Annotated in this window: 16 protein-coding genes and 1 pseudogene; 11 read left to right on the top strand and 6 right to left on the bottom strand. The window is 64.1% G+C overall.

Translation table 11 applies throughout. The annotated features are described in order from the left end of the window. The first annotated feature begins 295 nt into the window (after positions 1–295). The 3 genes from map to SM755_RS18595 all read left to right on the top strand — a co-directional run bounded on the left by map (position 296) and on the right by SM755_RS18595 (position 3,451). On the top strand, positions 296–1,192 hold the full coding sequence (gene map / locus SM755_RS18605; RefSeq protein WP_323173956.1) for a type II methionyl aminopeptidase: 897 nt from the start codon (positions 296–298) through the stop codon (positions 1,190–1,192). A 177-nt stretch (positions 1,193–1,369) separates the two neighbouring features. Beyond that, positions 1,370–2,239, top strand: coding sequence for an inositol monophosphatase (locus SM755_RS18600; RefSeq protein WP_323173955.1), 870 nt, complete (start codon positions 1,370–1,372; stop codon positions 2,237–2,239). Between the two features lie 84 nt (positions 2,240–2,323). After that, positions 2,324–3,451, top strand: a complete 1,128-nt coding sequence (locus tag SM755_RS18595; RefSeq protein WP_323173954.1) for a DUF63 family protein — start codon at positions 2,324–2,326, stop codon at positions 3,449–3,451. Between the two features lie 83 nt (positions 3,452–3,534). Here the strand turns inward: SM755_RS18595 and SM755_RS18590 are convergent, their stop codons facing one another. Both SM755_RS18590 and SM755_RS18585 read right to left on the bottom strand, forming a co-directional pair. Then, entirely contained in the window at positions 3,535–4,242 is a 708-nt protein-coding gene (locus SM755_RS18590; protein ID WP_323173953.1) for a CPBP family glutamic-type intramembrane protease, read from the bottom strand. Positions 4,243–4,251: 9 nt separating this feature from the next. Next, positions 4,252–4,539, bottom strand: coding sequence for a DUF5789 family protein (locus tag SM755_RS18585; protein WP_323173952.1), 288 nt, complete (start codon positions 4,537–4,539; stop codon positions 4,252–4,254). 157 nt (positions 4,540–4,696) lie between these two features. Between SM755_RS18585 and SM755_RS18580 the strand changes: the two genes are divergently transcribed. Further along, the gene (locus tag SM755_RS18580; RefSeq protein ID WP_323173951.1) at positions 4,697–6,400 is read left to right on the top strand and encodes a thiamine pyrophosphate-dependent enzyme; all 1,704 of its coding nucleotides are present in this window, start codon (positions 4,697–4,699) and stop codon (positions 6,398–6,400) included. 104 nt (positions 6,401–6,504) lie between these two features. After that, positions 6,505–7,509 (top strand): hypothetical protein, encoded by a 1,005-nt coding sequence (locus SM755_RS18575; protein WP_323173950.1) that lies wholly within the window; start codon positions 6,505–6,507, stop codon positions 7,507–7,509. A 23-nt stretch (positions 7,510–7,532) separates the two neighbouring features. Here the strand turns inward: SM755_RS18575 and SM755_RS18570 are convergent, their stop codons facing one another. Both SM755_RS18570 and SM755_RS18565 read right to left on the bottom strand, forming a co-directional pair. Continuing rightward, positions 7,533–8,018, bottom strand: coding sequence for a metal-dependent hydrolase (locus SM755_RS18570; protein ID WP_323173949.1), 486 nt, complete (start codon positions 8,016–8,018; stop codon positions 7,533–7,535). Between the two features lie 48 nt (positions 8,019–8,066). Further along, the gene (locus tag SM755_RS18565) at positions 8,067–8,672 is read right to left on the bottom strand and encodes a CinA family protein (protein ID WP_323173948.1); all 606 of its coding nucleotides are present in this window, start codon (positions 8,670–8,672) and stop codon (positions 8,067–8,069) included. 165 nt (positions 8,673–8,837) lie between these two features. On the opposite strand from SM755_RS18565, the gene SM755_RS18560 reads away from it, so the two are divergent. The 4 genes from SM755_RS18560 (at position 8,838) to SM755_RS18545 (ending at position 12,279) form a co-directional block, all read left to right on the top strand. After that, complete coding sequence (locus SM755_RS18560; RefSeq protein WP_323173947.1) at positions 8,838–9,938, top strand: pyridoxal phosphate-dependent aminotransferase; 1,101 nt, start codon at positions 8,838–8,840, stop codon at positions 9,936–9,938. 159 nt (positions 9,939–10,097) lie between these two features. Continuing rightward, the gene (locus SM755_RS18555; protein WP_323173946.1) at positions 10,098–10,490 is read left to right on the top strand and encodes a DUF2267 domain-containing protein; all 393 of its coding nucleotides are present in this window, start codon (positions 10,098–10,100) and stop codon (positions 10,488–10,490) included. Next, the gene (locus SM755_RS18550; protein WP_323173945.1) at positions 10,487–10,930 is read left to right on the top strand and encodes a universal stress protein; all 444 of its coding nucleotides are present in this window, start codon (positions 10,487–10,489) and stop codon (positions 10,928–10,930) included. Before SM755_RS18555 ends, SM755_RS18550 begins: the two co-directional genes overlap by 4 nt. A gap of 92 nt (positions 10,931–11,022) precedes the next feature. Then, positions 11,023–12,279 carry a TRC40/GET3/ArsA family transport-energizing ATPase gene (locus tag SM755_RS18545; protein ID WP_323173944.1) on the top strand — a complete coding sequence of 419 codons (1,257 nt, stop codon included), beginning with the start codon at positions 11,023–11,025 and terminating at the stop codon, positions 12,277–12,279. A 242-nt stretch (positions 12,280–12,521) separates the two neighbouring features. On the opposite strand, the gene SM755_RS18540 is transcribed toward SM755_RS18545, so the two are convergent. After that, positions 12,522–12,926, bottom strand: coding sequence for a hypothetical protein (locus tag SM755_RS18540; protein ID WP_006666473.1), 405 nt, complete (start codon positions 12,924–12,926; stop codon positions 12,522–12,524). Between the two features lie 407 nt (positions 12,927–13,333). Here SM755_RS18540 and SM755_RS18535 point away from each other — a divergent pair. Both SM755_RS18535 and SM755_RS18530 read left to right on the top strand, forming a co-directional pair. Continuing rightward, a pseudogene (locus SM755_RS18535) lies at positions 13,334–13,533 on the top strand (anion permease); the annotation flags it as partial. A 228-nt stretch (positions 13,534–13,761) separates the two neighbouring features. Further along, on the top strand, positions 13,762–13,989 hold the full coding sequence (locus SM755_RS18530) for a MarR family transcriptional regulator (RefSeq protein WP_006666475.1): 228 nt from the start codon (positions 13,762–13,764) through the stop codon (positions 13,987–13,989). Positions 13,990–14,011: 22 nt separating this feature from the next. On the opposite strand, the gene SM755_RS18525 is transcribed toward SM755_RS18530, so the two are convergent. Continuing rightward, positions 14,012–14,614, bottom strand: a complete 603-nt coding sequence (locus tag SM755_RS18525; protein ID WP_323173943.1) for a hypothetical protein — start codon at positions 14,612–14,614, stop codon at positions 14,012–14,014. Between the last annotated feature and the right edge of the window lie 3 nt (positions 14,615–14,617).

Here is a 14,617-nt window from a genome sequence, read left to right as displayed (position 1 = left end):
AGCAAAGCGCAAATGCGCCGAGCGAGATGCAGGAGGGGTCGAATGACGCCGAGGGTCTGCGCTTTGCGCAGGTTCTCGGAGGTGGTTCGATCCCCTCCCCTCGCACTCACCACAGTGCGGCAAGAGCGAGCCTCTTGCCCTCGCAAATTCTCACAGACGGACGACAGAACGGTAGCTGCTGCTGCCCGCTGACTCTCTGTTCCTCTGTTCGGCCCAGTGATCACACAGCCCATTGGAACGACTGAAACACGCTCTGAGACAAATCACTATGTATGGGCGGATCGATGCAAAAACTATGGCTCCCGGCGACGTATCGGAAGAAACGTGGTCCGATCTGCAAAAAGCAGGCGAGATTCTCTCGCAGGTATTTGACGAGACGATCCCTCGAATCGAACCCGGGGTCAGTCAGTTCGAAATCGCTGACTTCGCCGAAACGCGAATCCGGGACCTCGACGGGAGCCCAGCGTTCCCTGTCAACATCAATGTCAACGAAGAAGCATCACACGCGATTCCGGCACCGGCTGATGAGAGGACGTTTGACGACACGGATCTCGTGACGCTCGATATGGGCGTCCACGTCAACGGCTGGTGCTCTGACGCCGCTGTAACGATCGATCTCTCGGGGACGCACGACGAACTCGTTGCTGCCAGCGACGCTGCGTTAGCGGCGGCACTTCGGACGATCGAAGCCGGCGTCCATACCGGGACAGTCGGTCACAGTATCGAGCAAACGATCCGGGACCGCGGATTTCGCCCGGTTGTGAATCTCGCCGGTCACGGTCTCGGTCACTACGACGCTCATACGGATCCGATGCTCCCGAACACCGGTAGTGACACTGGAATCGAGCTTTCCGAAGGGGACGTTCTCGCCGTCGAGACGTTCGCCACCACCGGTCGAGGCCGCGTTACGGAGGGAAGCGACGAACGCATTTTCCGTCTCGACGCTGACCGACCTGTTCGCGATCGACGCAGCCGAAAATTGCTCGACACGCTCCGCGAGACACGACGAAAGCTCCCGTTTACGACTCGCTGGTACGATATCTCCGGACTTACAATGACCGTTCGAAACTTAGAACGCAAGGGCGTCCTCAAGAGCGACCCCGTTCTCAAAGCGGAACGAGGAGCACTTGTCAGTCAGTCCGAGCACACCGCCATCGTAACGGCGAACGGCTGCACGGTGACGACGCGATGACTAGGAATTACGTCTCCGGTACCGGGTGCGAGTTCAGCACGCGCCTCTGACCCCGTCGGACGCTGATCGACCGGCAGCGATACACGATCAGTATATCCGGAGCTCACCGGGAGTTGCGAGGACGGGACGCTCGTAAATCGCCAGTGCTTATCAGGACAGACGCCGCACTGCTGTGCAATGAGCGATCGCCAGGGTGATTCCGAGTCAGGTGTGAATCCGAAACCGGACGCGGACGGACAAACGGACACAGAGATAGATAGCGACCACCGCGCAGCCCTCGCCACCCGCGCAGCGAGCGCCGGCGCGGCGGTCGCCCTCGACTCCTTTCGCACCGAACTCGAACTCGAGTTCAAAGACGGCAAGACGGACGTCGTCACCCAGGCCGACCGCGACGCGCAGGCGGCCGTGATCGACGTTATCCGCGAGGCGTACCCGGACGATCCTATCGTCGGCGAGGAGGACGACGCACTGAAGACCGTTCCCGACACCGGGCCCGCCTGGATCGTCGACCCGATCGACGGCACGAACAACTACGTCGACGAGATCCGCGCCTTCGGCACCGCGGTCGCGGCCGTCGTCGACGGAGAGCCGATCGGCGCGGCGACCGTCTGTCCCGCCCTGGATGACACCTACCGGTTCGGTCCGGACGGCGCGTCGGTAAACGGTGATCCGCTTACTGTCAGCGACCGCACCGATCCGGAGACGAGCACGGTGTGTCCGACCTACTGGTGGCCGACCGACCGGCGAGACCAGTACGCCGCGGCGACGCGAGCGATCGTCACCCGGTTTAGCGATATGCGACGCTTCGGCTGTGCACAACTCGAACTCGCGATGGTTGCGTCGGGGGCGCTCGAGGGCGTCGTGACGAACCGGCGAGCCAACCCGTGGGATACCGTTGCCGGCGTCGGCTTGATCCGGGAGGCGGGCGGGGTCGTCACTGATCTCGAGGGAGACCGCTGGCGACACGATAGCGACGGGCTGGTCGCCTCGAACGGCGCGTTGCACGACGAAGTGCTTGCGGTTGCACGGGAGATCGACGCCGCGTAGTCGGCGACCGGACGGCGAGTTCAGTGTAATCGAGAGACGACGGAAACCGGAAACGGTAAGCGCTCGCTCGAACGGATATTCGGTATGTACGAGTCGATCGAGCGGTACGGCCCGTTGAAAGTGTGGGCCCTCACCGTCGTCACTCTCGTCGCAGCGGTGGCCCTCGCCGCGACTGCCTTCTACCAGCCAGTGTACGTCGACATCATCTGGCAGTACTTCTGGGGCCCGGTCGTCGCGGACGCTCACGGGTGGAATTGCGTCGCCTGGGCAGGCGGCGAGCAGCTACCGTGCGGTGAGGCCGGTGTCAATGCCGGACCGACGGCGTCGCCCGGCTACACGTTCGTCTCCTACGCCGGCTACATCCCGACGCTCATTCTGTCCGTCGTCGGTGTCGTCTTCCTGATCGACCGCCTCGAGATCGAGCGCTATCGGGCCGGCTTCTACGGCCTGTTCCCGTTCATGCTCTTCGGCGGGGCGTTGCGCGTCGTGGAGGACTCGAACGTCGCCGCCTATCGCGCGACCGGCGAACTCCCCATTCAGCTCCCGTGGTCGGGCATCATCATCAGTCCGCTCATCTACTTCACCGTCTTCTTCCTGGCGCTTTTGGCCGTCGTCGTCTCGGTCTGGCTCGAGCGAAACGACTACGTGTCGGGCTACGAGTATCCACTCGGTGCAATCGGGACGACGTTGCTCGTCGGAACGGTCGGCTACCTCGGGTACCTCTCCGCGACGACGGACTACGTGCAGTTCTATCCGTTGCTCCTGCTCACGATCCTCGGCGGTGCGACCGTCGCCACGGCGATCACCTGGTCCTTGATCGATCGGTTCGCCCCCGGAGTCAACCGCGGGACGAAGTTCATCGGTGCAGTCGTCATCTGGGCGCACTCGATCGACGGCGTCGCAAACGTCGTCGGACTCGACTGGGCGACAGCGTTCGGCCACGACAGTAACCTGATCCCGAAACACCCGATCAACGCAGCGGTCGTCGATCTGACCGATTCGATTCTTCCCGAGAGCATCGTCGCGGTCACCGGCGACGCCTGGCCGTTCCTCCTCGTCAAACTCGCGGCAGCGGTCTTCGTCGTCTGGATCTTCGACGACACGATCTTCGAGGAGAGTCCACGCTACGCGATCCTCCTGTTGATTACCGTCGTCGCCGTCGGTCTCGGCCCCGGAACGCGGGACATGCTTCGGGCGACGTTCGGTATCTGACTCCCTCGTACCCGCTCGAGTTCAGCTCAGATGGAATTCAGCTCGGACGGCGTTCCGTCGGGCGCGGACGGATTTCTGGACACCTACAACGGCACCGGCAGCCACTCGACGAGTTCGAGGACCGGCGTCGGATCGAACAGCGGGTCATGGAGAACGAGCCAGTCGAGCAAGACGAGCCCCGCTCCGTGGGCGATGACCGAAGGCAAAATCGAGTCCGACTCGTAGTCTACCGCACCGAACAGCACGTCCGTCGGCCCCGACAGGACGAACTCGATCGGCGGCTTCGCAGCGTGGTGAATCATGTAGACGATCGGGCTGATGAACACCGCTTTGATGCCGATTTCTCGAATCCCAACACAGAGCAAGCCGCGGTAGTACGTCTCGGCCGCCAGCGCGAGCACGAACAGCCTGATCGCGTGCGGAACGAACTCGGCCGGCGCAGCGGAGGTTCCCCACATCGGATAGAACTCGCGGATCGTCGGCAGCGTCGAGCCGACGAGGTAGAACGGGAGCACGAAAAGCGAGAGCAAGACGGCGTTTCGGATTGCCACTCGGTTAATGTTCCAGCCGACGTGTCGGCCGTGGGTCAGCCCGAGGGCGAGCGGACCGCCGATCAGGAGAACGCTATCGATGACGGCACGGCGATCTAACTCGCCGGGAACGGCGTGCATCCACACCACCGTCAGAACAGCGCCGACCAGCAGTGATTTCTGGACCCAGGAGAGGCGGTTTCCCTGCTCCTGAACCCATCGGAGCAGCCCGCTTGCGTGTTGTTCGTCCCCAGTTGCCACGGATTACTATTACTCGCCGTCTGCTGTCGAAACCGGTCCCGTTCCGATAACCTCGCGAACGTGAGCCTCGAACTCCTGTCGGCGCTGGAAGTACGTCTCGTCTACGTCCTCGAGGACGGCCGAGAGTTCTTTCGGGCCGGCAGGCGTGCGAATGACGCTGTCACCTTCGAGGCGGTCGACTTCGCTTCGCTCTTTCGGCCAGGTCAGTCGCGAACTCACGCGGGCGAGCGGCGCACCCTCGACGGGCGTGTGCTCGCCGAGCGCGACGGCCGGCTCCGAGTCATCCTCGTCACTCATAGCCGAAACTTTGCGAGCGCGTCGATTCAAGGTTTCGTTTCCGGTCCCGACAGGTCTCGCCAGCACGTCTCTCCGCGCTATTGCCCGCCCTCTGGGGCCAGACACGTCAACGAACCCACGATAGTTCTATAAGGGCGCTATCGAGAGAGGTTTTCACATGGGATATACGGGGGCCGATCTCCTTGTCGACAGTCTCGAATCGTACGGCGTGACCCACTTATTCGGGAATCCGGGAACGACCGAACTCCCGCTGATGCAGTCGGTCGTCGACAGCGAACTCGAGTACGTACTCGGACTCCACGAGGACGTTGCGGTCGGGGCCGCGGCGGGGTACGCGATGCGACGGCGACACCACGCGAATGCGGCTACGGACGAAACCCGAAGTGCGGCACAGACAGATGTCCTCCCGCTCGGCGTCGCGAATCTCCATCTCGCCGGCGGGCTGGCACACGGACTCGGCAACCTCTACAACGCGAAGATCTCTGGCGCGCCGGTATTGCTCACCGCCGGGACGCACAGCCGGGACTTTCAACAGGAAGAACCGATCCTGAGCGGCGATCTCGTCTCGATGGCCGAACCGTTCACGAAGTGGAGCGCCGAGGTGAAAGACGTTGCAGCGCTTCCGCGGATGGTCCGCCGGGCCGTCAGAACCGCGCTGACGCCGCCGACAGGGCCGGTTTTCCTCTCGCTCCCCGTCGACGTCCAGCAGGCCGAGACGGAGCAGTCGCCCGAACGACTCGGCCAGATTCCGACCGCCGGACGCGGCGACGCGGACGCCATCGGCGAGGCCGCCACAGCGCTTACCAACGCCGAGGAACCCGTCATCGTCCTCGGCGACGAGGTCGGGCGGCGGGGCTCCGAAGCGGTCGCAGCCGCGGTCGAACTCGCCGAGGCCGCCGGCGCACGAGTTCACAACGAGATTCTGGCCTACGAGGTGAACTTTCCGACGGGTCACGAGCAGTGGCAGGGCGTCCTCTCGACGAAAGCGCCCGCGACGGCGGCGGCGATGGAAGCCGATACGCTCGTTTTCGTCGGCTGCTCGACGAACACGACGGTCACGCGACCGACGAGACGGTTGGTCCCCGACGACGCAAACTGCGTCCATATCGCCGCCGACGCCTGGGAACTCGGCAAACACGCCCCCGCCGATACGGCGGTGCTCGGCGATCCGGCGGCGGTCCTGCCTGAACTCGCGGATCGGGTCGCGGCGGCCGTCGACAAGGACGAACGGGAGCGGCGACTCGAGGGCGTTCGCGCGTGGGCAGAGAACGAGGCGGCCGGTTCGGCGACGCCCGAGACGGTCGACGGGACGCTCACGAAAGCCGGTCTCGCGCGGGCGTTTCGCCGCGTCGCGCCGGACGCGCTCGTCGTCAGCGAGGCCATCACCGCGTCGCCGCCGCTCCTCGACGAGTTCCCGTTCGAGGCCGCCCAGTTACTGGGGACGAAAGGCGGCGGCCTCGGCTACGGACTGCCCGCCTCGGTTGGAGCTGCCGTCGCCGAACGCGAGGCGGGCGGCGATCGGTCCGTCCTGGGGTACGTCGGCGACGGCTCGTACCTCTACTATCCGCAGACGCTGTACACAGCGACGCGGTACGACCTCGATCTGACCGTCGTCATCCCCGACAATCAGAACTATCGCATCCTCAAAGAGAACACGGCGGCGCTGATGGGCGGCGACCCGGACGAGTTCGACTACGCCGGCATCGAGTTCGAACCGCCGGTCGATCTGGTCGGAAGCGCCGAGGCGCACGGGGCGAGCGGTATCACCCTGGAGTCGCCGAGCGAGATCGATGAGACGATAGGCGAGGCGCTCGAGCACGAAGGGGCGGTCGTCGTCGACGTGCCAGTCGTCGACCGTTGAGAGGTGGGATCTCCGTTTCGACTATACACTTGTGCAGCAAACATATCTGTTTACCCATATGTGTCTGACGTATCGTTTTGTGCTGGGAGGGCGAACGAGCCAGCATGACAAGCCTGACGGAGGCGTACGAGGGGAACACCCGGGAGGTGACGAGCCGACGGCGGCTGTACGCCGGCACGGGGCTCGTCCTGGTGGGTGCGATTCTCGCCGTCGTCGCCGTACTCGTCGCCACGACGGACGTCGCCGCCAACTTCGCGGTCGGGTTCGCCGACTGGGGGATGGCCGACCAGTTTGCGATCGTCGCGATCGCCGGCGTCCTCGCGGGGATCGGCGTCCCGGCGGCGCTCGTCGGCGTCTTCACTGTTTTGCCAGCGAGTCGCCGCGTCCGCGCGGCCGCCGCAATCAGTGCGAGTCTCTGTCTCTTCGGTGTCGTGCTCTTCTGGTACGCCTATCCCCACCACTGGCGGGGGTACGGGAAGGAGCTCACGCTACACGTATCCGCGATCTATCTCCTCGGCCTCTTCATCGCCGTCTGGTGTCTGTTCGTCGCCGTCGTCAACTTCAAAACGCGAAACGATCCCGGCGGCATGCTCGAGATGAACGTGACGCGGCACAATCAGACGGTCGTCGAAGTCGAGGAATCGTCGGACCCGGGTGGTCTCGGCGGCATCGGGTTCCTCGGTGGGACCCCCGACGGCGACGTCGAAACGCAGACGAACGGCGACGAAACCGACGGCGGTCCATCCTCTTCCCGATCGACTTCGTCCACCGCAGCCACCTCGAAAGCTGGACAGACGGGAGAGGCGGCCACGACACAGTCGACAGCTGCCTCCGAAGCTGTCACGAGCGACGGCGGCGCAACCGCAACTGAACTCTCCTCGCCGACCGAGTCCGAGCCACTCGGCGACGGCACGGACGCGGAAATCGTCACGGACACGACGGCCGACAGCGAACCCGCGGCGACCGAACCGACGGACCGCTACTGCGGGAACTGCCGGCACTTCGAATACGTGCGTTCGTCCTCGGGGATGGTCCCCTACTGCGCCTACCACGAACAGGGCATGGACGATATGGACGCCTGCGAGGAGTGGACGCCGAACCGCCGATAAGTGATAGTAGTCGGCGGCCCCAATCAGAAGCCGATCGACTGCCGCGCGAGTTCAATTCCTTCCTGCGGGAACCGGAACACGAGAACCGCCGCCAGTGCGACCTCCGCGGCGGTCACGAGGACCGTCACGAGATCGGCGCGTCGACTGCTGACCGCGACGCCGACCGGCAGGCCGAACTCCTGCTTCCAGAGGGGATAGAAGAGCGCGATCCCGCGCTTGCTCCCCGCCACGTCGAGGACGTAGTGCGTCAGAATCCCGACCCAGACCCACTCGAGGTTACCGAAGAGTTCGGGAAAGACGATGAAGCCGGCCAGGATCGGCAGGTTGTGCAGCGTCTTTCTGTGTTTGCCGAACGCGGTGTCGACGTCCGGAAACAGCGCGCCGAGCGTGATCGGAACGCCGATGGAGACGATGGTCTCGAAGGTCGCCAGATTCCCGGCCGGTTCGAGCAGGTATCCCAGTCCGATACTCAACAGCGCGGCGTTGAGGACGTGCCCCTTCTTGTTCATCACCCGATACTCGAAATCCGACCGCCGAATAGCTTTCTTTTGTGACTCTCACTCGGCCGAATTGGTATCGGTGCCGGTATCGGCGTCAGTGTCAGCGTTAGTCTCGAGATCGATATCGGTTTCGGCGTCGACCGCCTCAGGATGCTGGCCATTGATTTCCGCGAGCAAATCCGCGAGCGCTCGGTCGACGGTCTTCGCGCGAACGTCCGCCCGGTCGCCGCTGAACTCGTAGCGCGAGACCGTCGCGTAGGAGGACTCGCTTCCCCAGGGGCCGGCGTAGGCGATGCCGATGAAGACGGTGCCGACCGGCGTCTCCTCGCTCCCGCCGGTGGGACCGGCGACGCCGGTGGTCGAGACGCCCCAAGTAACGTTCGTCACGTCGCGGACGCCGCGGGCCATCTCCCGTGCGACCGGTTCGGAGACGGCACCGTGCTCGTCCAGTGGTTCCCGACCGACGCCAAGGTGGCGGCGTTTGGCGTCGTAGGCGTAGGTCGTCAGCCCGGACTCGAAGTAGTCGCTCGCGCCCGGCACGGCGGTGATCGCCGCCCCGATCAGGCCGCCGGTACAGGATTCGGCGACCGAAAGCGTCTCTTCGGTCTCTCGAAGCGCGTCGGCAACGTCCATCGGGAGGGTGCGATCGATGTCGTCGTTCATAGCTGTCCGAAGGGGATCCAGCGTTGTCAAGGCGCGGTTGACTCCCCGTCGGATGAGCGACGGATGGGACGGCCAGGAGGCCGCCGAGAACGGCGAACGGAGAGAACGACGAAACGGAGAGAACGAACGGAAAGAACGACGGTACGGGCAGACCCATACACACTCATGGAGTACGAGACGCCGCTTTTCTTCCACGTCATGGAGTACGCCGACCGTGCGGAGACCGACGTCATCGACATGGTCAGCGGCAACCCCGACTGGGAGCCACCCGAGGCGCTTCGAACCGGCCTCCACGAGTTCGCCGACGCCGACCCGGACCGATTCCAGTATCCCCCGAGCGACGGGCTGGTCGAACTCCGCGCGGAAATCGCCGACCGCCGCGGCGTCGACGTTGACCAGGTCGTCATCACGAACGGGGCGGGCGAGGCGAACTATCTCGCGATGGCCCGAGCGATGGAACGCAACCGGGGGAGCGAGATCCTGTTGACCGAACCCGTCTACCCCTACTACCCCGGCAAGACGACGATGCTCGGCGGCACACAGCGTTTCGTCTCGACGGACGAGACGGGCCAACTCGATCCCGCCGACGTGCGCGCCGCCGCCAGCGACGAGACGGCCGCCATCGTCGTCAACTCGCCGAATAACCCGACGGGCGCGGTGTACCCCGAGGAAACCGTTCGCGAACTCGTCGCCACCGTCGAAGCGCACGACGCAATCCTCATCAGCGACGAGGTCTACGACCACTTCGATCTCTCGGGCCAGTTCTCGAGCGCCCTCGGCGTCGACTCCGAGCACCGAATCGTCACCAACGCCTTCTCGAAATCGCTCGCGATCACCGGCTTCCGGGTCGGGTACGCCATCTTCCCGCCTGAACTCGTCGCAAACGCGCGGAGTCGGCACATGCTCGTCAACGTCGCCGGGAGCCGCCCGGCCCAGTACGCGGTGTTACACGCCCTGCGCGAGACGGGACCGGACTACTATCGGCGCAACCGCGAGCTGCTGCGCGAACGCGTCGAGACGTTCACCGATGCGCTGGACGCCGCGGGCGCGGCCTATACAACGCCCCACGGTGCGTTCTACGTCATGGCTCGGTTCGAAGGGTATCCGGGGACGCTCGCAAACATCGAGCAATTGATCGACGAGATCGGCGTCGCGGGGATGCCCGGCAACGCATTCGGGGACTCTCGCAGCGACTGGCTCCGGTTCGCCCTCGTTACCCCGCGCGTCGAGGAAGCCGCCGAACGGTTGGCGCAGTACTTCGATTGACCGGCCGCTCCCGCGAATCGAGTTCTCCGCTGTTCGAACACCGACAGCCCTCGAGTTCGCGCTTTCGAACGCCGCCGAAGCAGCGAGAGCGAGTGGATACCGGGTACCGCTTCCACTGCTAGCTTTATCAGCCGGGTCGATGTCGTCATCCCTATCGCTATGAACTACACCGAGTTCATCGGCCAGGTCCAACACGAACTCGAGTACGCACAGGCCGGCCAGGCCGTTCGGGCGAGCCGAGCCGTCCTGACGACGCTGGGAGAACGGCTCCATGAGGGAGAGGCAACCGATCTCGCCAGCCCGCTCCCGATGGAGATCGACCGGTATCTGATCACGGCCGACCACGGACAGCGCTTTGATTATCAGGAGTTTCTCGACCGGGTTGCCGAACGGGAAGGCGTCGATCGTTCCGACGCGAACTACCACGCCCAGCAACTGGTCGCCATCGTCGCGGCTGTGGTTCCCCCGGGGAACATCGAAAAAGTGCGGAACGGCCTGCCGGAGGACTTCGATCCGCTGTTCGAACTGATCGACGAGTCAACTCTCGAATGACCCGAGAGCACGTCGGTGACGGCCGCATACTCGTCGCCTACGACGGCTCGGAACCGGCAACGGCCGCACTCGAGTTCGCGCTCGAAACGTTCCCCGACGCGGCGATCACCGCCCTCTACGTGATCCCGATCGCAGAAACGACGGTCGAACCGCTCGAGGGGCCGGAACTCCGACTCCCCGTCACCGAGCAGGCCCGCGAGTACGCGACCGACCTCCTCGAGGAGGCGACCGCGCTCGCTGCGAGCGCGGATCGTGAACTCGAAACGGAAGTTGCAGCGGGCAAGCCAGAGCGGCGGATCGTCGATCGGGCGGCCGATGAGGGCTACGAGACGGTCGTTATCGGGAGCCACGGGCGGGAGGGCGTGTCTCGCGTGTTGCTCGGGAGCGTCGCGGAGAGCGTCGTTCGGCGGTCACCGGTTCCGGTTGCGGTCGTCCGATAACTCGTGTGTTCTGTCGTGTCCCTGTCCTTCGTTCGGCCCGAGATCCACGCTGGACCGACGAATACTCGTGTGATCGAACCGAATCGGCTGGCATGAGTGGAATCGACGTCGAGGTCGTCGACGAGGACGAGACGGAGACTGTCGCCGGTGCGGACGGTGGCGAAACCGAGAGCGACGACTCGAATACGATCGAGGTCACACCGACGAGTTCGCCCGACGAGGAGCCGGCGCGGGAAACGATCGATGTCGAGCCATCCGACGAGCCGATCGACGGCCCGGAATATGTCCTCTACGGCGGGAAAGGTGGCGTCGGCAAGACGACGATGGCCGCCGCAACGGCGCTCGACAGTGCCCGCGGCGGAACCAGCACGCTCGTCGTCTCGACGGACCCTGCACACTCACTGTCCGATACGTTCGAGATCGACGTGCCCGCCGAACCGGCCCGACTTCGGGAGGACGTTCCGCTCTACGGTGCCGAGATCGACCCCGAAGCGGCTGCGGAACGCGGCCAGGCGATTTTCGGTGGCGGCGGTGAGGACGCCGAGTTCGGTGCGGGCGACGGATCCGAGGGATTCGGCGAGGGCGGCCCGTTCGGCGGCTCCGGCGACCAGAGCGGGGCCGGCGGCCTGGGTGAACTCGGGGGTCTCGGCGACATGCTCGGCGGGGAGAATCCCATGGAAGCGATGCTCGGTGGTGCGATGCCCGGTGCGGACGAGGCCGCGGCGATGCAGTTGTTGCTCGCGTACATGGACGACGAGCGATTCGACCGCGTCGTCGTCGACACGGCACCGACGGGTCACACCTTGCGATTGCTTCAGTTACCGGAGGTCATGGACACGATGGTCGGCCGGATGCTCAAGTTCCGCCAGCGACTAAGCGGCATGTTCGAGGGCATGAAGGGGCTGTTCGGCGGCCAGGACGACGAGGAGCAGACGCAGGATCTGTCCGACCTGAAGGAGTTGCGAACGCGTATCGAACGGCTCCGGTCGGCGCTCCAGGATCCCACGCGCACGGACTTTCGGATCGTGATGATCCCCGAGAAGATGAGCGTCTACGAGTCGACGCGGCTGCGCGAGCAGTTACGGGAGTTCGAGATACCCGTCGGCACGGTCGTCGTCAACCGCGTGATGGAGCCGCTTTCGAACGTCACCGACGACGTCGACGGCGAGTTCTTGCAGCCGAACCTGGACGATTGTGAGTTCTGCCAGCGCCGCTGGGACGTCCAGCAGTCGGCGCTCGCGGAGGCCCAGGACCTCTTTCGGGGGCCGGACGTGCGACGAGTGCCGCTGTTCGCCGACGAGGTTCGCGGCGTGGGAATGCTCGAAGTCGTTGCGGCCTGTCTCCGGTAGTCGGCCACTCGATCGTCTCGCCTCGAAACCGCTCTCGAATCCGTCGAGGCAATCCGGTCGCCACGTCGAGAACGGCGTTTACCTGCGCTTACGCCCGATTATTCCTGCTCGTCGATGGGAAGCAACGCGCGATACGTAGGCGATGATTCGATGTGGGCCCGAAAGTGATTTTCTGCTGTCCGTCTCGGCGTGCCGTCACCTGTATCGGCCGCGCCGGTTACGACCGCAACGGAACACCGCGCTCAGCGATTCGTCGCGTTGAACTCGTTGCGATGACGGTAGAGGTATGCTGCAATGAGTCCCGAAACCACGGCGCTACCGAGCGCTGAGGGGTCACCGGTGGTGATCCCTGCGGCAAGGCCACCGAACGTACTCCCAGTATAGAGGAGAACCATCCAACTCCAGGCCCAGTACAGCCCGTTCCACAATCCCGCGGCTAGAACGAGCATACCGAGGCCGAACCCGAGCAGCAACGCTGGGGCGACGAGCGACAGCAGAGTTTTCGACGCGAGACGTGGCTCAAGGTCGACGATGGAGACCATGCCGAAACCGGCCACGGCGAACGCACAGAGGCCCGTGACGCCCGCAAGAGTTTTGACACCAAGAGCAGGTTCGCCTGAAGGCGTCTCGGTGCCGCTGTGTTCCATCAATCGCGTGGACGGGAAGTCGCTATATATCGATACTGATCGGCACCCTCCCTATCCGGCAGGATTTCCACCGGCAGGCACCGCTTTGAACTCGTTCGGTACGGCGGCAAAACACACACGACAAATCGTGTTGTATTCGGTTTCAGCATCGATGATCGAGATACTGATAATCGCGTTTGTAAGCGTCGTAGCCGTGGTTCTGCTATTTCTCCCAAACTGGGCGATCCACTGGTGGCAGACGCAGAAACGGGATGAGATCGACTCAGAGTAGTCCATCCGTCACAACCGGTCGTGCTTCGCGATTGTGCTGCTGTGACGACGGTGAGTAGAACTCCGTCATCTCCAGACGACCGGTGGCTGAACGTCTGTGATACCGCCCAGCTCCGTCGCAAAGACGAGAATCGATACTGCTCCCGGTTGCGACACCGCCCAACGCCATCGTCTTCGCGGCTACATCTCGCTCTCCCAGATGGCCCGCGTCGGCGTCGGACTCAACGTCATCGGGATCGTATTGATCACGCTCGTCGCACTGCTGTGGCTCCCGATGGCGTGGGGTATCGACCTGGGAACGCTCCCCACCGAGTTCGTCGAGGCCTGGGGCAGCTAACTCCACCCGAGCCGACGTTCGTCCGGGATACCGGACCGTTCCCACCAACTGAGAATCAGCGCGCCGCTTGATTGGGAAACTCGCCAACGATAGTCACGGGCACGATGACCACGACGCGACGATGCAGCCGAGTTCAGCTGACGCCCGGCCTCCCCCCAGGCGAAACGCCACACCCGGAGACCGCGCTCCCATAGCAGTGAACTCGTCATCCTTCGGCCCTTCTGTCCCATGACATCGCTTTCAGCCCAGGAACGTTCGATTCTCGCTGTTCTCGAGACGACGCAGGCGATAACCGTCGCGGAGATCGCGACGGCGCTCGAGATGACGATCCACCCGATGACGGTCGACCGACACTGTCGAGCGCTGCAGCGGGCGGGCTACGTGAATAGACGCCCGGGTGGCGCGTACACATTGACCTGTTCTGGAGCGTCAGTACGGCAGGCGGCTGCGGATTGACCTGTCGCCAACCACGGCGCGACTAGTCGCGTGTGGTGAGTGCAACGGAGTTGGCCGTGTCTCTGTCGGTATCCTTGCCGGCCTTGCTGTCGAGTTCTGTATCGTCCTTGTCGTCGAAATCCGCCCTCTCCGGAGCCGAGCGCCCGCTCCCCGCTGGAAACACCTCCTCGAGTGCGCACTCGAAGCAGTAGTGGTTGCGTCCCTCGGAACCCGTGTAGACTGGAATACCGGCGACTGTGAACTCGGTTCGATACCGCCGCACCAGGCCCTTCTCAATCCGGGAGCGACAGCTCGCACAGCGTTCGGTACACTCCGCTTCTGGACGGATGACACGACTGTCGACGGAGTTGGTGTATCCGAACTGCGACAATGCGTCTCGTCGGTTCAGTCGGCGTCGGAACCTGGGCGTCACGAAGATACCGAGAGCGACGAGACCGAGCATGACGGCAAGGACAATCGCTGGCGGCAGTAGCTCACCATCTGTGAGTCCTTCGTCCGCGAGCTTTAGAGCGACTGTGAGCGTCCCGAGAAGTCCAACGATGATCGAGAGCCAACCGGCGATACTGTAGAGGACGTTCGAAACTGCGTCCGCGAGTTCAACGGTATCGAGTTCCGAGTTCGACATGAC

It is taken from the genome of Natrialba sp. PRR66 (genome assembly GCF_034808065.1).
GTDB lineage: Archaea > Halobacteriota > Halobacteria > Halobacteriales > Natrialbaceae > Natrialba > Natrialba aegyptia.
The sequence above is the reverse complement of the archived record's forward strand: the minus strand, read 5'-3'. Positions and strand labels throughout refer to the sequence as shown.